The organism is Segatella copri (assembly GCF_019249795.2).
GTDB lineage: Bacteria > Bacteroidota > Bacteroidia > Bacteroidales > Bacteroidaceae > Prevotella > Prevotella copri_B.
The window spans coordinates 2,588,128-2,608,649 of record NZ_CP156891.1 but is presented as its reverse complement, the minus strand read 5'-3'; the positions used below and the strand labels follow the sequence as shown (position 1 = coordinate 2,608,649).

The following is a 20,522-nucleotide window of genomic DNA, read 5'->3' as shown; positions in this document are numbered from 1 at the left end:
TTTTTAATAATTACAATGAGAATTTAACACCTAAGTTGAAGCGGCGAACCGTAGGGTATGCTCCCAACCAGCCACCACCACCGAGGTTTGCCTCACGGTCATCAGGCATACGAGTCCAGAGCCAGAGGTTATTACCATTCAAGTAAATCTTGAGGTAGTTTACGCCTAATGCCTTAATCCAACCCTTGGTCCAGGTATAAGCAATCTCGACATTCTTCAATCGAATGTAAGAACCATCATACATAAACTGTGTACCATAGGTGTAACTTGAAGCAGTGGCACCCCAACGAGGAAGGATACATTCTGCATTGCTTTGATTCTTATTCCACCAAGTACCAGTATCATAAACATTATCAAGCATATTACCAAAGCTTGTCAATGATACGTCACGGGTCACATTAGTTACTCCATAGAACTGAGCGAAAGCTGAGAACCCTTTCCATTCGAAACCAATAGTAGCATTATAGGTGTTCTGCGGACTACTGCTATAACCTACAGGAGCCGAGTCCCTGCTATCAACAACACCATCACCATTGAAATCAACAATGTAATAGTCACCAACCAAACGGTGATTGTCATTGGAGTCGTGCGCCGGAGAACCTATCAAATCATCAATATTATTGATAAAGCCCTTATCTATATAAGAGTGATACTGATTCATGGCAAATCCTGCCTCCTTTTGATAATTTGGAGTAAAGATGGCATCATCCTTCAAAATTACCTTATTCTTGGCATGGGTCATATTGAAATTACCCCAGAGACGCAAGCCATTAGCAAACACCTTATTAAGTTTCAATTCCCACTCGTAACCACTGGTACGAACCTTACCTTTATTAATAGTAGGTGCTGTCGTTCCGAAATAAGAAGGAACAGAACGGTTGGAGCCGAAAATCAAGATGTCATTACGACGATCACAGAAGAAATCCAAAGAACCAGTAATCAAGCCTCCCAAGAAACCATAATCAATACCGAAGTTGGTTTTCTTAACTGTTTCCCATTTCACATTATCATTTCCAAGAGTGTTCTGTCGATACCATGTATAGATGCTCTCTGTATGGTCGAGATCCATCGTAGTCTTGCCGCCATACGCCCACTGGCTCATATACAACCAGCGACGAGAAGAATCAAATGGGTCACCAATGTTGTCATCACCAATCTCACCATAGGAAGCGCGGAACTTCAACATATCGATGATGTGATTGTCACGAAGAGACTTCATGAAGTTTTCCTCAGTGATGGTCCATCCGATAGCACCTGAATTGAAGAAGGCAAAACGATTGTCCTTGCTGAACTTTTCTGATCCGTTATAGGCACCATTATACTCGATGTTATAACGACCTGCATAGCTATAGGTAGCACGGAACGCCCAGTCCTCACGGTAAGTTGGCATCACGCTACCACGTGCATTCTCCTGACGTGAGAACAAGCCCATGGCTGATACATCATGCTGTCCAAACTTGCGAGCCCAGTTGAGCTGCAACTGATAGTAGAGGTTGCGAACAGTCTGGTTATTATCTACAGAACCACCTTCCGTTGACCAGTTCACACCTTGCTGCCAATCAAACTTATTATTTCCTTCAAGTTCTTTACCATAAGTAACCTGACCTGTTTCAGGATCAATATACTTAGTCTGGGCTTCATTATTCAAGTCATTGATACCTCGTCCTGTCTCAACAAAAACATTATCCCAAGAGATAGTACCACGGAAATTTAAGCCTTTGGTTATGAAATCCAATTTCTGCTCAAGGGTAAAGTCTGTATTGATACGAGTGGTTGTAGCCTGTGCTGTACCACCGATAGCAAGATTCTGTGCAGAGTTACTTACATTGGAAGCAGATGGATAGAATCCCCATGTGCCGTCAGAATATTGTGGCAAGAACACATCTGGAGCGATGTTATAAGCACCAGCCCACTGCTGACCAATCTGCCACTCACTATTGCTCATGTTACTCCAAGGAGCTTTTCTTACGCCATTGCTACCAGCCACATTTACCTTCAAAGTAGTGCTACTTGTGATGGCAAAGTCCAAGTTACTACGAACATTGATACGATTGTATCCATAGCCAGAGTTGTAGTTACGACCATTGTCATACTCACGGAAGAGGTCACCCTCATGCACGAAATCAGCAGAAGCGAAGTACTTAACGAATTTTGTACCACCACTCACGTTCACGTTCGCATTATAGGACATAGCAGACTTTTTGAAAAGTGCATCCTGCCAATCCACATTGGCATAACGTTCACGCTGCTCCTGCGTAGTCTGGTTTCGATAGTTGTCTATAAAAGACTGAGGACGAAGATATGAAACACCTTCAGGATAAATGCCCAGTTCACGTTCTACCACTTGGTTGCGAAGCATCAACGCATCATAAGAGTCGTACTTATTAGGCAACTTAGAAGGAGCTTTCAACGTAGCATTGAAACCAATGTCAATCTTAGCCTTGCCTTCCTGACCACGCTTGGTGGTAACCAAGATGACACCATTGGCTCCCTTCACACCATAGACTGCAGTAGCAGAAGCATCCTTCAGTACAGAGATGCTCTCCACAGAAGAGATGTCCACGCTGCTCAGAGGACGTTCAATACCATCAACGAGAACGAGAGGGTCGGAATTGTTCCATGAACTAGAACCACGGATGATAATCTGAGGTTCCTCCTCACCAGGCATACCATTGCCTTGGATTGTAACAACTCCTGGGAGGTTACCTGTCAAGGCTGAACCGACGTCGCTGACACCAGCTGCACGCTCCAAAACCTCACCAGTAGTCTGGGTGATGGAACCTACGACAGAAGCCTTCTTCTGCTGACCATAACCAACGACTACAACTTCGCCGATGGCGTTGTCATCTTCAAGAGTAAGTTTGAACTCTCTCTTCTTACCAATCTTTACTTCCTTGGTCTTCATACCTACGTATGTAAATACGAGGATAGAATTCTCAGAAGGAACACTGATGCTGAAATTACCATCTAAGTCGGTGACCGCACCGACGCTGGCATTACCTTTCACTTTTACAGTGGCACCTATCAGAGGCTCACCTGTACCGTCAACAAGATTACCCTTGACCTGGATATTCTGTGCCTGAGCATTCAGGCTGCAGAAAGCTCCCACCAAGCATAAGGCTGCTGTCCGTTTCATTGTTAACACTTGTTCAATCATGTTCTATTCATTTTTGATTTATGCTTTAAAAATTTAGGCGTGCGCTAAAACTGTTTATTCACGGCGGCAAAGGTATGGATTTCTTTCGAAACATACTTTGCGTGGTGTAACAGAAAGTTTATCATTTTAGAAAAACCTTGCGAGAACGTATTTTTCCATTACTTAACAGTTGTTTTATTATATAAACACCTGCAGTTGGCTTTTCAACTTCTTTTCCTTCTATATTATAATATAAGGTGGAAACCACGTCTGCCTGGGTTTCTAATTGTTTAATTCCCGTTGTATTTTGTTTCAAATACCACTCTTTATACCAGTTCATACAGGCATAGCCGCAACACTCTTCGAACAATCCGTGTTTCTTGGCATTCTGGAAACCTGGAATCACCTTGCCCGTTTTAAGATATACATCAATATCGTAATATTCCTGTGGATGGGTAATCGTCATTCCGATATTGCCAAAGTGATCGTGAACTGCCTTCCATGCCAATCCCCATTTCGAGGTAGATGCTGTTGCCCAGCTTCCCAGGTTAGGTTGTATCCACTGTCCCCACTCATTATAGTGACCTTCGCTCGCCTTGTCGGGATCTTCCGGACTCCAGTCTATCTCCGTTACCATGATAGGCTTCGTCTCTACCATCGGCACCTGATTTTTGAAGTTGCGGATGAAAGTATCGTGATCGTAATTCTTATCGGTCATATTTCCATACCATCCGGAATAAACATGTACTGCATAAGAGAAATTGTCCTCGCTATCGGTGATAGGATACTTGACGTAATCCTGGTACTGACTCTGATAACCTGCGCCCGGAACCCAGATGATTCCCTTGAAGCCCTGCTCGCGAATCACATCCACCACCGGCTGGAAGTAGTCATGCAAAGCCCTTTCCGAATTCGTTCCGTCTGAAAGATGTACTCTCACAGGCTCGTTGGCAAGTTCGATGGAGATTACTCCTTCATTCTGCTTGATGTATTCATCGGCAGCAAATGCTTTCCAGATAGCCTTCAGATAGCGGTTATACTTGTCGCCAACACTGATATCACCAGGACAGACACCCGGTGGGCGTACGATGACGTAGAGTCCGTGGGCGATGGCATCCTTAATTAATGGGATATAGAGTTTCTGCAGATAGAGTCGGTAGCGCGCCATGTTGAATGCTGAGATGTCAGCCTCATTCTCTGCCTTCTTCGATGGATCGTTGGTCCAACATGGATCCATGTGCAATCGGAACACGGTACAATAAGCCCCCTGCTTCTTGTCGGTGATGGCAGAAAACTGCTTAGAGAAATATTCCAGGCAAGGCTTTATGTCTGACTCCGAATAGTCAGCCTTCCACTGTTGCCATCTCCACCCATTGAAGTAGCGGTTCGGTGTATCCATCACACCATGCAAGACAACAGTCTTACCATTGGCATCCACCAGATTCTTACCCTGCACACGGAGTGCCGGCAGATTATCTGCAGCCAGCCCCGCCATTGACAGCATAGTCATGGCGAGTGACATTAACAATTTCTTTCTGTTCATTGTTACAATTATTTTTAGATTTATCATATATTGTCAGTCTTCATATCAAATCATGGAGGATTGTCAGGTTCAAGTCTACAGAAAAGGATGCTGGTCTTTTAAAATGGAATGGCGCGTAATCACTACGCACCATTTCCGAAAACCAATTAATCATGATTCTATATAAAAACCATAATATCTAAATCATTTAGAAAATCTTAAACCTATTCTACAAACTATTATGTATAAACCTAACTAACCTAAATATACTAAATATATACAACTTAAAAACCGATGCAAAGATACTTCTAATCTATCATATATACTTTATAATAAGTAACCAATAGTTTTTCTCTCGTACCACATGTAACATTATCTTTACCCTACGTAACATTTTAACATCTTTTTTAATATATTCTCGTAAAAAACATACCTTATCATGCATTATTCTCCCATTAATTTTGTATTTTTGCAAACGAATATAAAAAAGCCAAAAAAGACAATGAAACCAAGAATCATGATGATTTCCATGAAATCAAATCTCAGAACAATGAGATACATCGGTCTTTTACTGATGTTTATCTTCTGTCTCACTGCGCAGAACATGATGGCGCAGCGAGGAAAACTTTTCAATTCAGACAACCAGCTTTCGAGCAACCTTGCCACTCAGGTGTTCCAGGATTCAAATGGTTTCATTTGGATTGCCACCCGTAACGGCTTGAATATCTATGATGGCTATAACTTTATGGTCATCAGAAAAACCTACAACAACAGTAACGGGCTCAACAGCAACTATATCAACTGTATAACACAGGATGAAAAGGGGCGTATTGTGCTGGGAACAAACAAGTCGCTACTTATACTTAATGGTAAAAGGTTCTGCAACGTACCTATGCTCGATTCAAGAAATAAGCCTATAAACACTTACGTTACCCAGGTAAGCCGTTTGCACAATGGCGATATTGCTGTCGTTACCTCCGGTTACGGCATCATGACCAAGAAAACAGATGCAAACGCCTGTTACACCATGAAAGGAGAAGTGGAGAACTTGAAATACATACATAAAATTCTGGAAGACAAACAAGAAAGGCTCTGGATTATCCTGGAAAACGGAAAGCTGTTACGGAAAGAAAAGAACGGCAAGCTTGTTTCACGCATCATGGGAACAGAGCAACTTAACACACAAGATATCAGGCAAGACGACAAGGGCAACATTTATCTTGCTACCAAGAATGAAGGTGTTTACCTTCTCAAGGCTGGTTCAACCGCCTTCACCAAGATAGCCGGCATTGGCAATCTTCCTATTGACAACATCTATATCAGCCGCGACCAGCGCTTGTTTATCGGTTGCGATGGTATGGGTATCTTCGTGTATAATCCTATAACAGGATTCTTGCAAAATAATCCTCTGTTCTGCCATGAAGTAAATCTTGCCAAGAGCAAGATTACCAGCATTATAGAAGATTCTACGGGAAACATCTGGGTGAGTATGCTCCAGAAGGGCGTATTCATGCAGTCGCAGGCTCAATGCGATTTCAACTATATGGGCTACCGTTTGGACAGCCGCAACGTGATAGGCGAAAACAGCATCACAAGTCTGTGTGCCAACCAGGGCGATCAAGTCTGGGTGGGCACCGACAAGGATGGTCTTTACCTCTTTGACATAAAAACAGGTAGCATCAAGAGCCATTTATTAAGCAACACCACGGTACTGGCACTCTGCAAAGACAAGAAAGGCAGAACATGGGTAGGAACCTATACTGACGGCATCGGATTGATAGATGCGGGGGGATCTTTCCATCCATTCAGCCTAGGCATAGGCAACCAGGCGGGCATCTTCGATATCCAGGAAGACCCGCAGGGCAATGTATGGTTTGCTACCATGGGCAAAGGACTTTTCCGCCTTTCTCCAGATGGAAGCATCAAGCAATGGAAAACACAAGATGGTGCCGACAACAACCTGAAAAAAAACAGTATTCCTAATGATTACCTCATAAAACTTAGCATCTCAAAAGATGGTAAGCGGGTTTTCGTAGCCACTTCTGTGGGTCTGGCTTGCTATGACCAGCAAAAAAATAGCTGGACTTCCACTTTCGGTGGCGTCAACTGTCTGAACAAGGGCAGTTTCTCTCATTGCGTTTATTCTGACAGCAAGAATCGCGTATGGTTTGGCACTGAAGACGGCGCAATCTGCTATGATCCGAAGAAGGGATATGCTCATCCGAAGATTTATAACACAGAACTTGGACTTTCAGACAACAGCGTAGCCAGCATCATAGAAGATTACAAGGGCAGAATCTGGATAGGAACTACCTGTGGCTTAAACCAGGTAGATACAGAAAAAGGAACTATCAACAAGTACTTCTCGGACAATGGCTTACAGAGCAATGAGTTCAGCGATGCAGCTGCCTGCACGCTCTGGGGAGGAAAGATGCTGGTGATGGGCGGAACCGGCGGTATCAACTGGTTTGATACGGACAAGGTGAAACAGCATCCTTGGCAGGCAAAAGTTACCATATCAGGACTTCTTGTTGGCAACAACCCTGTATACCCGGATATGGAATCGGGCATCTATACTATCACCGACAAAGGCGCCTACAACAGCGACAAGTTCTCCTTATCTCATGAAGACAACACCTTCACCATCCAATTGTCTACTCTTACATATAATAATGTAGAGCAGATCAGTTACGCCTACAGCATCAATGGTGAGGATTGGCGAACCATACAGTCTGGCATGAACGAACTGTCATTCTCACATATGCCAGCAGGTACCTATAAGTTCCGTGTCAAGGCCATCTGCAACGGATACGAAACCCCTGTCAAGGAGTTCTCCATCATCGTCCACCCAGCCTGGTACGCCAGCATCTGGGCAAGACTCTGCTATCTGCTTGCCTTCCTGGGGCTCTGTCTGCTCTATATCAAGCACCGCAAACGCAAGATGGAAGACCAGCTCATATTGCAGCAGCATATCCATGCGGAAGAGATGGGCGAAGCAAAACTGAAGTTCTTCATGAACATCAGCCACGAAATCCGTACCCCATTGACCCTTATCCTCACTCCGCTGTTCACGCTGATTAAGGAAGACAAAGACGCTCACCGACAGGGCATCTACGATATGATGCGTAAGAACTCGGAACGAATCCTGCACCTGATTAACCAGATGATGGACCTGAGAAAGATTGACAAGGGACAAATGGTGATGCACATGAGTGAAACCGATATGGTTGCCTTTATTGGCGATGAATACAAACTCTTCTGCCAGCAGGCGATAGCCAAGAGCATCCAATTCACCTTTGAGCACGAAGACGAGGCCCTCCCGGTATGGATAGACCGCGACAACTTTGACAAGGTATTGATGAATGTCCTGTCAAACGCCTTCAAGTTTACTCCTGCAGGCGGCAGAATCCGTATCACCCTCTCCCACTCGCCTCATTATGTCCGCATCGCCATCAAGGACAGCGGCAAGGGCATTCAGGAGGAAAAGCTCGAAACGATTTTCCAGCGCTTCTATCAGAGTACCACCACTTCTTATGACCGGAATGTAGGTACGGGAATCGGTCTCGACCTGACGCGCTCACTCGTGGAACTGCACTACGGAACCATTACAGCCGCCAACAACAAGACACTTGATGAAGCCGACTGGAAGGAAGGAAGCCAGTTCCTCATCACGCTGCCTCTGGGCAACGAGCATCTGAAACCGGAAGAAATGATAGATGCACCGGAGCCACAGACTGCTGAAGACATCAAGGAACTGGAAGAAAACATGGAGGAAGGAAACGAAGAGAATGCTGCCGATACAGCCAATGACGCCGAAGAAGATTTCAAGAGCAAGGCAAAGAGCACCATCGCTGTGGTAGAAGACGATGAGGCAATACGTAATTTCCTGAAGACCCAACTACAGGAAACCTACAATATCCTTACCTTCTGCAACGGAAAGGAGGCGCTGCCGGAGATTATCAAGCAGAAGCCAAGCCTCGTTATCTCAGACATCATGATGCCAGAGATGGACGGCAATACGCTCTGTACCAAGATCAAGAACAATGTGAACACCAACCACATTCCAGTGATTCTGCTTACAGCGATGAGCAGAGAGGAAGACCAGCTGACCGGTTTGCAGTCGGGTGCCGATGCCTATGTGGTGAAGCCGTTCAATATGGACATTCTGCGTCGCACCATCATCAACCTGCTCAACGTGCGCCGTACTTTGAAAAACAAGTTTATGGGCAACGAGAGACAGAGCGACAGGCAGATTGCGATAGAAAAAGCCCTTTCGCCAAAAGACCAGCTGATGGAACAGGTGATGAAGGTAATCAATGATAACATGGATAATGAGGACCTGAGTGTGGATATGATTGCCCGCGAAGTAGGACTGAGCCGTGTGCATCTGCACCGCCGAATGAAGAAGCTGACCAACCAGACACCACATGCCTTCATCCGCAATACCCGTCTGCAATATGCCGAAAAGTTGCTGACCCACTCTAACAAGACGATAACAGACATCATGTTTAGCTGCGGTTTCTCCAACCCAGCCAGCTTCAGCACCATGTTCAAGAACTTTTATGGCTCTTCGCCTCGCGATTATATGCAGGCACACCGGAAAATCTAGCCTTTTCACTGCAGAAAAGGCCAGATGTTTCCCAAAATAAAGTATTTGTTACATATAGAGATGTTTATGATACGCCTCGCAAAGTGTTGGTAACATTCTGTGGGGGTATATTTAAAAGGAAAGCGGTAACTTTGCAGCAGAATTCTGAATACATGTTTCAGCCATGAGTTCAGATACTCATTCTGTAATTTTAAACCCAATAATAAAATGAAGAAAATTGCAATCTTATCGCTTTCCCTGACGCTTGCAGCCGCTGCACAGGCGCAGACAGCTGAGTTTGACTATTTCAAGTATGCGGGTAATGACGCTCGCTTCAATGTTGAAATCGACAAGACTCACCAGTATTACAACCCGGTACTGGCTGGTTTCTATCCAGACCCATCACTCTGTCGCGTAGGCGACACCTACTATCTGGTAAACTCTTCGTTTACCTTCTTCCCAGGTGTGCCTCTCTCAACCAGTAAAGACCTGGTCAACTGGCAGCCTGCCGGTCATGTCCTCGACCGCACATCACAGGTTCCATTGAAGGGCCAGCAGGTATCAGCCGGTATCTTCGCACCAGCCATCAGCTATAACAAGAAGAACAAGACCTTCTATATGATTACCACCAATGTGGGAGCCGGCAACTTCTTTGTGAAATCAAAAGATCCTTCTAAAGGCTGGAGCGAGCCTATCTATCTGAAGAAGATTGACGGCATCGACCCTAGCTTCTTCTTCGATGACAACGGAAAGGGATATATCGTGCATAACGGTCCGGTAGTTGGCGGTGCCGACTATGAGGGTCAGCGTGCTATCCGCTGCTTCGAATTCGACGTGAAGGGCGACAGCATCAAGGGCGACTTCAAGGAGATTCTGCGTGGCGGAACCCATGTAGAGGCGCGTCCTATCTGGATTGAGGGTCCTCACCTCTTCAAGAAGGGCAAGTTCTATTATCTGATGTGCGCCGAAGGTGGTACAGGCGGATGGCACAGCGAGGTTATCCTGCGTGCCAAGAATCCGATGGGACCATGGGAGGAATGCCCTAACAACCCTATTCTTACCCAGCGTACCGGTCTCGACCCTAACCGCAAGGACCCAGTATCAAGTGCTGGTCATGCCGACATCGTAGAAGATGGCAAGGGTAACTGGTGGGCTGTATTCCTGGCTTGCCGTCCTTATGAAGAGGATATGTACAACACAGGTCGCGATACTTATCTCCTGCCGGTAACCTGGAAGAATGGATGGCCAGAGATTCTTGCCAAGAATACTCCTATCTCTACCGTTGGAGAGAAGGCTGGTTTGAAGCCTGCCGCAAAGAATGAGTTCTCAGGCAACTTCTCTTATGTGGATAACTTCGAAGTTGATAACAATAAGGCGGGTCTGAAAGAGTTGAATCCACGCTGGATGTTCCTCCGCGACTTCGTTGACTGTTACAAGGTAGAAAACGGCAAATTGAAGTTCAATCTCCTGCCAGGCAATATCTACAAGCGTGAGCCGATGTCTGCCATCTGGGCACGTCAGCAGCACGGCACCTTCACAGCTGAGACAGAAATCAACTTTACTCCTCGCAACGACAAGGATATCGCAGGCTTGGCACTTCTCCAGAAGGAAGATCACAACTTCGTATTGGGTAAGACCATGAAGAATGGCAAGCTGTTGATTACCCTGACCCGTGCCGAGAAGAACAACGTAACTATCGCCTCTGCTCCTATCAAGGGAGGTAAGCTGAAGCTGAAGGTAGAAGGTCATGACAGATATTATGATTTCTATTATGCTGAAGAAGGCGGCAGCTGGCAGCTTCTTGCCAAGGGTGTAGATGCATCTAACCTGAGCACCCAGAAGAGCGGTGGCTTCCTCGGTGCCTGCATCGGTCTCTATGCTTCTTCCAACAAGGAATAAGGATTTGAGAAAAGATTAACGTTTTAGGAATAGATAATTAAAGAAAAGGTTGATACCTCGCATTTTGCCTGGTATCAACCTTCTTTTTTTATTTATTCTTCACAATATCCAATGTCATTTTTCCTACCCAGATAGCGCTCTTGCCGTTCTGGTCGATTGGCACCGGTTTGCCATCGAGATTGTTCAGATACTCCAACTGCTTGAAGTAGGTATGGCTATGACCGCCCAGTATCAGGTCGATGTCACGGGTAGCTGGGGCTACCTCGGAATCGTCGATGCCATCTATCTTCCAGCCCAGGTGGGAGATGCAGATGATGACATCACACTTCTCTTTCTTCTTCAATATCTCTGTCATTTCCTTTGCCTTGGCGATAGGATCGAGATACTTGATGCAGCCATAGTTGGCTTCGGTTACCAAGCCGGCAAGTTCCGGACACAAGCCGAAAACGCCAATCTTCAGTCCCTTGCGCTTGATAATGGTATAAGGCTTTACGACATTTGCCAGTTCGGTACCGGTGAAATCATAGTTGGAGCAGACGATAGGAAACTTCGCCATCTTGAAGATGCGCACCATGTTGTCTATTCCGAAATCAAACTCATGGTTTCCGATGGTAGCAGCATCATATTTCATCTCGTTCATCAGTCCTACTTCCACATCTCCCTTGAAGAGAGAGTAATAAGGTGAACCCTGCGAGAAATCGCCACTGTCAAAGAGCAGCAAGTCGGGATTCGCCTTACGCTCCTGCTTGATCATCGCCACCCTACGGAGGAAACCGCCACGATTGGCAGTTGCCGTATCTGCGAGATTCGGATTGATGGGCATTACGCATGAATGCGTATCGTTGGTATGGAGCACTACGAGTTGCTTTACCACCTTTGCCTCTTTCTTAGCTTTAGCCTGAACGGCTGCCGGCTGCATCATGAAGGATGCCAGAGCCAGACCTATATATAATAATGTATGTTTCATCAGAATTATCAACTATAAACTATTAACTATTCTACCACGCAGCGACCTTCAATCTTAGATTCCACCCTCTTGCCCTGTGCCTGCATCTCACGGAAATAATTCATGATGATGTAGCGCACATTGTTCTCTTTCTGCTTAGGAGCAAAGACATCGGTTCCGCTCTTGAAGGCTACGAGCTGGTCATTACCTTCGGCAAGATAATCGAGGGTTGCAACGCGGTAATTCTTCTCCGGATCAACTGGTTCACCGTTCAGCGTAACGCTCTTCAGTTTTCCATCCTTGGTGATTACCATTCTAACAGCATGGCTCAAGCCTTCGCCGCCACGATGAGCTATCTGCTGGAAGAGTTCCAGAACCTTATCGCCCTTCAGGGTCAGGAAACAGATTTTGTTCTCGAAAGGAGCCATATCGTTCACATCGCCTACAGTAACCTTACCCCTAGCAAGATTAGAACGGATGCCACCCATATTGTAAACAGCGAAAACAGGCTGTTCTTCAAACTGCTTGCCACCCCATACCAGGATGTCACAGAGCAAGTTACTGAGTTTGCTCTCCGGACGGTGACGGGTCATATCATGAGCAATATGACCTACAACAGGGCCCATGATACTGTCTACCTTACTCTTATAAGGAGCGATAAATCGGGTAGCCTCAGCATCAGGCAGTGCATCCCATTTCTGATCAACCAATATTCGGGTTCTCTCCACCTTCGCCACCTTGTATTTCTGGGCGAAAGCCGGACTTGCCATCAGCAGCATCACCGTTGATGCAAGTGCCACCTTCATACCATTCTTTTTCTTCATATTTATTGTTATCTTAATGTTTTGGAGTGCAAAAATACAAAATAAATCTGTGAAATCCGTGAAATCTGTGGGAAAAGACGCTGACCAGAAAGAAAAATAGTTAAATCTGCGAGAAAAAAGAAAGAAAGTGTCTGAAAATTTGCGAGATACAAGAAAAAGTAGTAACTTTGCACCCGCTTTTCGGCGTAACCGCTGTTGTCTGGGCAGAAGTGTTGTCCAAGTCCATGTTGCGTTGGAACGACAAACAATTTTTAATTTTATACAAAAAATGGATTTGATTAAAGTTGCTGAAGAAGCATTTGCAACCGGCAAGAAGTTCCCTGAGTTCAAGGCAGGTGATACTATCACAGTCGCTTACAAAATCGTCGAGGGTACTAAGGAGCGTATCCAGCTCTATCGTGGTGTTGTTATCAAGATCTCTGGTCATGGTGACAAGAAGCGTTTCACAGTTCGCAAGATGTCTGGTACTGTAGGTGTTGAGCGTATCTTCCCTATCGAGTCACCAGCTATCGATTCTATCGAGGTGAACAAGCGTGGTAAGGTTCGTCGCGCTAAGTTGTATTACTTGCGTAAGCTTACTGGTAAGAAGGCTCGTATCGCTGAGAAGAAGACTGTAGCTAAGGGTGCAGAATAATTTTTCTTAGGAGACCTAATCAGAAAAAAATAAAGGGAATCCAGTCTCACGACCGGGTTCCCTTTTTATATCTACAATCTTATACCGAAAAACAACTATCTTTACAATTCAATAAATCATGGCTGCCTACTAAACCAACCATGCTCCATTCTTTCATTTTTCGCCCGCATCATAATTCACAAGCCCATCCTCCGTGCCGTGTAAAGCACCTTGGAAATCATCCCAACTCTGGAATCCGGCGAGCAGCGCCAACTTGTCCAAAGTCTGGCGGGAAGGCTTCTCCTTCCCTTTCAATACATCCCACATTTTGTGGAAAACATGTGCCTTGCCAACCTTCTTTTCTATGTGTTCAGCAAGGACTTTCAAATCCTGTTTCATAACAACCCTCTCATATTTACTAACTGGGAGCAAAAGTACTGAAAAAGAATGAAACAGAGTACATTTTTCCCGACTTTTTTATGTTTTGGGGTAAAAAAAATGCTTTATATCATAAAAATGCTGTTTTTTAGGGCTTTTTACGAAACAGAAGTCCAATATCTCAATCATTTTTTGTAACTTTGCGCCAAATTCCAAAATACATTTCTTAGAAGATGAAAGAATTAGCACTTAAGTACGGATGTAATCCAAATCAGAAACCTTCTCGCATCTATATGGATGACGGAAGGGAGCTTCCTATCGAAGTGATCAACGGCCGTCCTGGCTACATCAACTTCCTGGATGCCTTCAATTCCTGGCAATTGGTCAAGGAACTCAAGGCTGCTACAGGAATGCCTGCTGCCGCTAGTTTCAAACACGTTTCTCCTGCCGGTGCAGCTATCGGCTTGCCTCTGAGCGACACATTGAAGAAGATTTACTTCGTTGATGATGTCAAGTTTGAGCTCTCTCCATTGGCTTGTGCCTATGCTCGTGCGCGTGGCGCTGACCGCATGTGCTCTTATGGCGACTTTGTTGCGCTGAGCGATGTATGCGACGAGGCTACAGCCCTCCTCATCAAGCGTGAGGTGAGCGATGGTGTCATTGCTCCTGGCTATACTCCTGAGGCTATCGAGGTTCTGAAGGAAAAGCGCAAGGGTACCTACTGCGTTATCAAGATTGATCCTGACTATGTGCCAGCTCCTATCGAGCGCAAGCAGGTGTTCGGTGTTACCTTCGAACAGGGACGCAACGAGGTGAAGCTTGATGATCCTGCTCTCTTCGAGGATGTTCCTACCAAGAACAAGACTTTCACTCCTGAGGCTAAGCGCGATCTGATTATCTCGCTCATCACCCTGAAGTATACTCAGAGTAACTCTGTATGCTACGTAAAGGATGGTCAGGCTATCGGTATCGGTGCCGGCCAGCAGAGCCGTATCCACTGTACCCGTCTGGCTGGTTCTAAGGCTGATGAGTGGTGGTTGCGCCAGTGTCCTAAGGTGATGAACCTGCCTTTTAAGGAGAAGATCCGTCGTGCCGACCGCGACAATACCATCAATGTCTATATCTCCGATGAGTGGGAGGATGTATTGCAGGACGGCGTTTGGGAGCAGTTCTTTACAGAGAAGCCTGAGCCATTGACCCGCGAGGAGAAGAAGGCTTGGATTGCCCAGAACAAGGGTGTATCTGTAGGTAGTGATGCTTTCTTCCCATTCGGCGACAATATTGAGCGTGCTCATAAGAGTGGTGTTGAATACATAGCAGAAGCAGGCGGTAGTATCCGTGACGATCATGTTATTGATACCTGCGACAAGTACGGCATCGCTATGGCGTTCACTCACGTTCGCCTCTTCCATCACTAATTTATTATATAATTAAGGTATATGAGTGACATTGACGATATTATCATGGGCGGTATGGTCTTCAAGGGCGGCGGTGGTCCTAAGAAGGATGACGACGACAAGGTGAAGACCAAAGCTAAGAAGAAAAAGTACATAACGGGTGCTCACGGTAGTGGCTCTGCCCGTCAGAAGGCAAAGTATCGCCAGCAGAGAGCCAATCGTAAATCCCAGAAGAAGAAATAATACTTCTCTATCATAAATAAATGTTTCGCCCGTGTGCTGTATAATAACAGCGCACGGGCGAACTATTTTCAGATAATGGAAAACATGAATAGAGTACTGGCAAGCGAAAGACAGCATACTGGTATAAGTAAGACAGCCCACTAGCAAGCGTATTGCCAGTGGGCTGTTCTTCTTAAACAGTTACTGGTTCTTTACACTCTTTACGCCCCTGCCCTTCGTTAGATGAAGGGTTACAGGCTTCAATTGATGCTTTCCGTGGTCATAAATGATAGCTGGATCCAGTCGTCTACCGCCAAAGCTAACCTCGAAATGGAGGTGCTCTGTTGTAGCCCTACCGGTACGGCCCGTCAAACCGATTACCTGACCAGCCTTTACCTTATCGCCCTTCTTCACCTTGTTCCTACTCTGATGACTGTAGAGCGTCTCGAAACCATAAGCATGCTTGATACGGATGCAGTTTCCGTAGCCATAGAAGGGTCCTGATGCAACAACCGTACCGTCAAAGGCTGCCACAATCTCATCATTCGGGCACGTCTTGAGGTCAACCCCCGAATGACGGCGCTTGCCACCATAAGGACTGATTACCTTGGCACCCGGCAAAGGATAAGCCCAGGCTGTCTTTTCTATCTTCTCCAAATCAAGCTCGAAAGTATTGGTAATGGTAAACGGATCATTAACCTCATCAGGATCGAGCGTCATTCCATCTCCTATTCCACCCTTTTTCTTGCCAGATGCCTCCTTGTCAGCCTCAGCATTTCTTCCTACAGAAGAATCCTTGCCACCGATAACCGAAGCAATGACACGGGCACCATGCTTGCGGAACTGCACGGTCTGGCGGCGCAACTTATGCGATTTCAACTCTACGAAAGTTTCCGGATTCAACCTACCGCCATTCACCATGATAGAGAAGTCGCAATAAGTTTCCCCCTCCTTAGAGCCTACAATGGCAATCGTCTGTCCGGCATCCACATGCTGTCCAACCTTAACCAGGTTCTCGGCATTGTTGGCATAAACGGTTTCCAGACCGCAATCGTGGCGCACCACGATGACATTACCCATTGATTCCGACTTTCTGGAAAGTCGCACATAACCTTCGAGCATCGCCTTGACAGCATCGCCTTTAGAGGTAGAAATACGCAACACATGATTGTTCAGAAGGGTTGCTTTGCCCACAGGAAGCGGGAAGGAATATTCCTTAGCACGGAATATCTCAAAGTCTACATTAAATGCCTGACTCTGGGCAAAGAGACCGGGTGTTGCAATACTCACCTGCTGCTGTTCGGCTGCCGTGAATACATTTTTAGCGGGCATAAAACTGCTCAGCGAGAACACCATGAGTCCTGCCACAGCCAATAGCCGCAATCCTTTTTTCATTCTTTTCATTATTTACTTTTTCTTTCCGATTTTCAAAATATTCTATAAACTATAAACTGAAAAACATCCATTTCTCCCTCTCCGTTCTTACAGAAAAGGAAAAATGGATGTTATCTTGAAAACTATCTGATACTTACCTGCTACCAGGCTTTTACTTCAACAAGATGCCAGTATAGATTCTGCCGCTCTCGATACCCAGCTTTCTGGCAGAGAAGTACTCATCGCTATGGGCAAAGGTACAGATGCCACAATCCTGGATATTCTCTTCGGCCACTCCACAATGCAGAAGAATCTGTCTGTTGCAGAGCGGAAGATTGAGATGCCATTTCAGCGGCTGCACGATATTCCCCTCAGCAGCCAGACGCTCACGCTCAGCAGGATCAACCGAGAAGGCGGCATTAGGACGCTGTTCGGCAATCTCTTCCATAGGGAAAGCTGCCTGCTCGAACGCCTCGTAAACCTCATCGCCCACCTCGAAATGGTCGAACGAAATGCCCGGACCTATCACCGCCTTCAACTTCTTCGGGTCGGTATGATAGGTAAACGCCATCTCTTGAATGGTTTTATGCACGATGCGAGCCAGCGTACCACGCCAGCCGGCATGGATGGCAGCCACAGCATGATGCTCCTCATCATAAAGAAGCACAGGGATGCAATCGGCAGTAGAAACACCGATACATACACCTTTCTGGTCAGTCATCACGGCATCTACACCTTCGAGCACCATCTTGCGGATATTCTCAGGCATGGTGAGAAACTCGCCGGCAATATTGCGCACCTCTACTCCATGCACCTGATGGGGCATGATGATATGGGCTGTATCAATACCCAACTCTGTGGCAAGACGCTTGCGGTTCTCGGCAACATGCTCGGCAAAATCGCCGCAATATTCGTTGATATTAAATTCGCCATAGTTGCCCTGGCTTACTCCTCCCTTGCGGGTAGTAGAGAAAGCCATGACACCAGCGGCTACCTGATATTCTTTGATCATAACATTTACTCGTATTCGAAATCATCGAGGTCGTCAACATCCTCGATTTCATCCTCATCAATATATTCTACTACATCCTCGCCCTCTGCAGCCAGTTCCTGCTGGAAGCGAGACATATCCTTGTCACGGTGAACAAGCGTATCTTCGGCAGTAATCTCCTGAAGCTTGTTGCTCTCAGAATTGAGTTCCTTCCAGAGCACGTCCTTCAGTTCCTGAATACCCTGTCCGGTAACAGAGGAGATGAAGACCACCGGAAGATCGGTAGGCAAAGTTTCCTTGAGCATTTCAATCAGTTCTTCGTCGAGCAGATCGCACTTGGTGATAGCCAGCACGCGATGCTTGTCGAGCATCTCTGGATTGAAGTTCTTCAGTTCACCCAGCAATACTTCATATTCTTTCTTGATGTCGTCAGTATCGCCCGGAACCATGAAGAGCAGCAGAGAGTTGCGCTCAATATGGCGGAGGAATCGCAAGCCCAAACCTTTTCCTTCGCTCGCGCCCTCGATGATGCCAGGAATATCAGCCATGACAAAACTCTGGTGATCGCGATAATCTACGATACCCAGCGATGGTTCGAGCGTAGTAAACGGATAGTTTGCAATCTTAGGACGGGCACTTGATACGGCACTCAGCAAAGTTGACTTACCGGCATTAGGGAAACCTACCAGACCTACATCGGCAAGGAGCTTGAGCTCCATGATGATGGTCATCTCCTGCATAGGTTCGCCCGGCTGTGCATAGCGAGGAGCCTGGTTGGTAGAGGTACGGAACTGGAAGTTGCCCAATCCGCCACGACCGCCCTTGAGGAGCAGAACTTCCTGCCCGTCATAAGCCACATCGCATACAAACTTGCCTGTTTCGGCATTATATACCACGGTACCACAAGGCACATCGATATAAATATCCTTGCCATCGGTTCCATGACACTTATCACGGCCACCATTTCCACCATGCTCGGCAAAGAAGTGGCGCTGATACTTGAGGTGCAGCAACGTCCAGTAGTTATGGTTGCCGCGGAGATAGATGCTTCCTCCACGTCCGCCGTCGCCACCGTCAGGACCGCCGTTAGGCTGGTACTTTACGTGGCGCAGGTGCATGGAGCCCTTGCCACCCTTACCAGAGCGGCATTGTATCTTTACGTAGTCTACGAAATTGGATTCAGCCATTTATTCTTTTCTTTTTATTTATTTAATGAATAAATCTTCCCCACCATAGAGCGGGGAAGATTCTTTATCTTGATTACAAGTTGTCGATTACATTGCAAACACGAGCGAAGATCTCATCTACAGTACCGAGACCCTCGATGTGGTGATGAATGCCTTCCTTCTCATACCAGTCGATGAGCGGAGCAGTCTGTGTATGATAAACATTGAGACGCTTCTTGATAGTCTCCTCGTTATCATCAGAACGGCCGCTTTCCTTACCGCGGTTAATCAGGCGAGCCATCAGCTCATCCTCAGGAACAGCCAACTCAATCATCGCAGCAATCTTATGACCACGCTCAGAAAGCATCTTCTTCAGAGCCTCAGCCTGTGGAGTGGTACGTGGGAAACCGTCGAAGATTACACCAGCGTGATCCTTACCGAAGCTATCGTATACACTTGCGAGGATGTCAATCATCAACTCGTCTGGAATCAACTGACCATTGTCGATATAACCCTTAGCTGTCTTACCAAGTTCTGTACCGTTCTTGATTTCGTTACGAAGTACATCACCTGTAGAAATGTGACCGAGACCATACTTCTCGATCATCTTGTCGCTCTGTGTGCCTTTACCTGCACCTGGAGCGCCGAAAATTACGATATTTTTCATTTTTACCTTAATATATATATAAAATATTTATGTTGTGTCAGAAACTTAACTATATTTATTAACCCACTTCTGCCCCTTTGGAGACAAAAGAACTGCAAAAACAATTCCAAAGAGAACTGTTACAACGCCTAAGAAAAATAATGCATCCATTTTATGTCCTCCTATTTTTCTACAATGGTGTAGATGTCGCGGAGGTTTCTGCCTTCTTGGTCATAATCCAATCCATATCCCACGATGAAATCGTTAGGGATTTCCATAACAGCATAGTTGATATCAAGATCAACCTTCAAGTTGCCTGGTTTCACGAGGAGGGAACAAATTTCGATGCTGGCTGGGTTCATCTTCTTCAGGTCTTCAATCATGTGAGCCATGGTGAAACCGGAATCTACGATGTCCTCTACGATAACCACGTGGCGGCCTGCCAAATCCTGGTTCAAACCCATCAGGGTCTTCATGCTGCCCGTAGAGGAGGTACCCTCGTAAGAAGCATACTTCACGAATGAAATCTCGCTTGGCACGGTAATCATTCGCATCAAGTCGGCTGCAAAGATAAATGCGCCGTTCAATACTGCCAAGAACACGGGGGTCTTGCCTTCATAGTCCTTGTTCAGACGGTCTGCTACGACCTGTACTTTCTTCAGAATCTCAGCCTCAGGAATCGATGTTTTGAAGCTCTTATCCTTAATCTTTACTATGCTCATAGTCTGTTCTATAATAATATTTTCTGCAAAATTACGAAAAAAACATGAAACTTCGTGCTTTCATCAACTATTTTTTGTACTTTTGCATGAAAATAACC

General features: G+C 45.9%; 15 protein-coding genes. 5 read left to right on the top strand and 10 right to left on the bottom strand.

Features of this window, described 5'->3' with window-relative positions; all coding sequences use genetic code 11:
- Positions 1 to 10: 10 nt before the first annotated feature.
- Both KUA48_RS11000 and KUA48_RS10995 read right to left on the bottom strand, forming a co-directional pair.
- Positions 11 to 3,136 (bottom strand): SusC/RagA family TonB-linked outer membrane protein, encoded by a 3,126-nt coding sequence (locus KUA48_RS11000; RefSeq protein ID WP_371833696.1) that lies wholly within the window; start codon positions 3,134 to 3,136, stop codon positions 11 to 13.
- Positions 3,137 to 3,278: 142 nt separating this feature from the next.
- Complete coding sequence (locus KUA48_RS10995) at positions 3,279 to 4,679, bottom strand: cellulase family glycosylhydrolase (protein ID WP_218432822.1); 1,401 nt, start codon at positions 4,677 to 4,679, stop codon at positions 3,279 to 3,281.
- A gap of 481 nt (positions 4,680 to 5,160) precedes the next feature.
- Between KUA48_RS10995 and KUA48_RS10990 the strand changes: the two genes are divergently transcribed.
- Both KUA48_RS10990 and KUA48_RS10985 read left to right on the top strand, forming a co-directional pair.
- Positions 5,161 to 9,267, top strand: a complete 4,107-nt coding sequence (locus KUA48_RS10990) for a two-component regulator propeller domain-containing protein (protein WP_256624447.1) — start codon at positions 5,161 to 5,163, stop codon at positions 9,265 to 9,267.
- 207 nt (positions 9,268 to 9,474) lie between these two features.
- Positions 9,475 to 11,145, top strand: coding sequence for a glycoside hydrolase family 43 protein (locus KUA48_RS10985; protein ID WP_218432823.1), 1,671 nt, complete (start codon positions 9,475 to 9,477; stop codon positions 11,143 to 11,145).
- Between the two features lie 88 nt (positions 11,146 to 11,233).
- Here the strand turns inward: KUA48_RS10985 and KUA48_RS10980 are convergent, their stop codons facing one another.
- Together KUA48_RS10980 and KUA48_RS10975 are read right to left on the bottom strand one after the other, a co-directional pair.
- Complete coding sequence (locus KUA48_RS10980) at positions 11,234 to 12,067, bottom strand: bifunctional UDP-sugar hydrolase/5'-nucleotidase (protein ID WP_256624450.1); 834 nt, start codon at positions 12,065 to 12,067, stop codon at positions 11,234 to 11,236.
- A gap of 71 nt (positions 12,068 to 12,138) precedes the next feature.
- Positions 12,139 to 12,915 (bottom strand): 5'-nucleotidase C-terminal domain-containing protein, encoded by a 777-nt coding sequence (locus KUA48_RS10975; protein WP_256624448.1) that lies wholly within the window; start codon positions 12,913 to 12,915, stop codon positions 12,139 to 12,141.
- Between the two features lie 268 nt (positions 12,916 to 13,183).
- Here KUA48_RS10975 and rplS point away from each other — a divergent pair, with 268 nt between their 5' ends.
- A complete protein-coding gene (rplS, locus tag KUA48_RS10970; protein ID WP_117695693.1) occupies positions 13,184 to 13,549 on the top strand; it encodes a 50S ribosomal protein L19 in 366 nt (121 codons plus the stop codon).
- 153 nt (positions 13,550 to 13,702) lie between these two features.
- Here rplS and KUA48_RS10965 read toward each other — a convergent pair whose 3' ends face one another.
- Positions 13,703 to 13,927, bottom strand: coding sequence for a hypothetical protein (locus tag KUA48_RS10965; protein WP_022122172.1), 225 nt, complete (start codon positions 13,925 to 13,927; stop codon positions 13,703 to 13,705).
- Positions 13,928 to 14,139: 212 nt separating this feature from the next.
- Here KUA48_RS10965 and KUA48_RS10960 point away from each other — a divergent pair, with 212 nt between their 5' ends.
- Together KUA48_RS10960 and KUA48_RS10955 are read left to right on the top strand one after the other, a co-directional pair.
- The gene (locus KUA48_RS10960; RefSeq protein WP_118064527.1) at positions 14,140 to 15,324 is read left to right on the top strand and encodes a phosphoribosylaminoimidazolecarboxamide formyltransferase; all 1,185 of its coding nucleotides are present in this window, start codon (positions 14,140 to 14,142) and stop codon (positions 15,322 to 15,324) included.
- A gap of 21 nt (positions 15,325 to 15,345) precedes the next feature.
- Positions 15,346 to 15,546, top strand: coding sequence for a hypothetical protein (locus KUA48_RS10955; protein WP_006848784.1), 201 nt, complete (start codon positions 15,346 to 15,348; stop codon positions 15,544 to 15,546).
- Positions 15,547 to 15,726: 180 nt separating this feature from the next.
- On the opposite strand, the gene KUA48_RS10950 is transcribed toward KUA48_RS10955, so the two are convergent.
- From KUA48_RS10950 to hpt, 5 genes are all read right to left on the bottom strand, one after another.
- Complete coding sequence (locus KUA48_RS10950; RefSeq protein WP_218432825.1) at positions 15,727 to 16,920, bottom strand: peptidoglycan DD-metalloendopeptidase family protein; 1,194 nt, start codon at positions 16,918 to 16,920, stop codon at positions 15,727 to 15,729.
- Positions 16,921 to 17,071: 151 nt separating this feature from the next.
- On the bottom strand, positions 17,072 to 17,911 hold the full coding sequence (pgeF, locus tag KUA48_RS10945; protein WP_118254511.1) for a peptidoglycan editing factor PgeF: 840 nt from the start codon (positions 17,909 to 17,911) through the stop codon (positions 17,072 to 17,074).
- A gap of 5 nt (positions 17,912 to 17,916) precedes the next feature.
- Complete coding sequence (obgE, locus tag KUA48_RS10940; RefSeq protein WP_006848787.1) at positions 17,917 to 19,077, bottom strand: GTPase ObgE; 1,161 nt, start codon at positions 19,075 to 19,077, stop codon at positions 17,917 to 17,919.
- A 73-nt stretch (positions 19,078 to 19,150) separates the two neighbouring features.
- Positions 19,151 to 19,723: an adenylate kinase gene (locus tag KUA48_RS10935; protein ID WP_022122168.1), complete on the bottom strand. Its 573-nt coding sequence runs from the start codon at positions 19,721 to 19,723 to the stop codon at positions 19,151 to 19,153.
- A 161-nt stretch (positions 19,724 to 19,884) separates the two neighbouring features.
- The gene (hpt, locus tag KUA48_RS10930; protein ID WP_118254512.1) at positions 19,885 to 20,424 is read right to left on the bottom strand and encodes a hypoxanthine phosphoribosyltransferase; all 540 of its coding nucleotides are present in this window, start codon (positions 20,422 to 20,424) and stop codon (positions 19,885 to 19,887) included.
- Between the last annotated feature and the right edge of the window lie 98 nt (positions 20,425 to 20,522).

Coding starts and splice junctions, on each gene's coding strand:
- KUA48_RS11000 (WP_371833696.1), bottom strand. CDS start 3,136: ATGAAACGGACAGCAGCCTTATGCTTGGTGGGAGCTTTCTGCAGCCTG.
- KUA48_RS10995 (WP_218432822.1), bottom strand. CDS start 4,679: ATGAACAGAAAGAAATTGTTAATGTCACTCGCCATGACTATGCTGTCA.
- KUA48_RS10990 (WP_256624447.1), top strand. CDS start 5,161: ATGAAACCAAGAATCATGATGATTTCCATGAAATCAAATCTCAGAACA.
- KUA48_RS10985 (WP_218432823.1), top strand. CDS start 9,475: ATGAAGAAAATTGCAATCTTATCGCTTTCCCTGACGCTTGCAGCCGCT.
- KUA48_RS10980 (WP_256624450.1), bottom strand. CDS start 12,067: ATGATGCAGCCGGCAGCCGTTCAGGCTAAAGCTAAGAAAGAGGCAAAG.
- KUA48_RS10975 (WP_256624448.1), bottom strand. CDS start 12,915: ATGAAGAAAAAGAATGGTATGAAGGTGGCACTTGCATCAACGGTGATG.
- rplS (WP_117695693.1), top strand. CDS start 13,184: ATGGATTTGATTAAAGTTGCTGAAGAAGCATTTGCAACCGGCAAGAAG.
- KUA48_RS10965 (WP_022122172.1), bottom strand. CDS start 13,927: ATGAAACAGGATTTGAAAGTCCTTGCTGAACACATAGAAAAGAAGGTT.
- KUA48_RS10960 (WP_118064527.1), top strand. CDS start 14,140: ATGAAAGAATTAGCACTTAAGTACGGATGTAATCCAAATCAGAAACCT.
- KUA48_RS10955 (WP_006848784.1), top strand. CDS start 15,346: ATGAGTGACATTGACGATATTATCATGGGCGGTATGGTCTTCAAGGGC.
- KUA48_RS10950 (WP_218432825.1), bottom strand. CDS start 16,920: ATGAAAAAAGGATTGCGGCTATTGGCTGTGGCAGGACTCATGGTGTTC.
- pgeF (WP_118254511.1), bottom strand. CDS start 17,911: ATGATCAAAGAATATCAGGTAGCCGCTGGTGTCATGGCTTTCTCTACT.
- obgE (WP_006848787.1), bottom strand. CDS start 19,077: ATGGCTGAATCCAATTTCGTAGACTACGTAAAGATACAATGCCGCTCT.
- KUA48_RS10935 (WP_022122168.1), bottom strand. CDS start 19,723: ATGAAAAATATCGTAATTTTCGGCGCTCCAGGTGCAGGTAAAGGCACA.
- hpt (WP_118254512.1), bottom strand. CDS start 20,424: ATGAGCATAGTAAAGATTAAGGATAAGAGCTTCAAAACATCGATTCCT.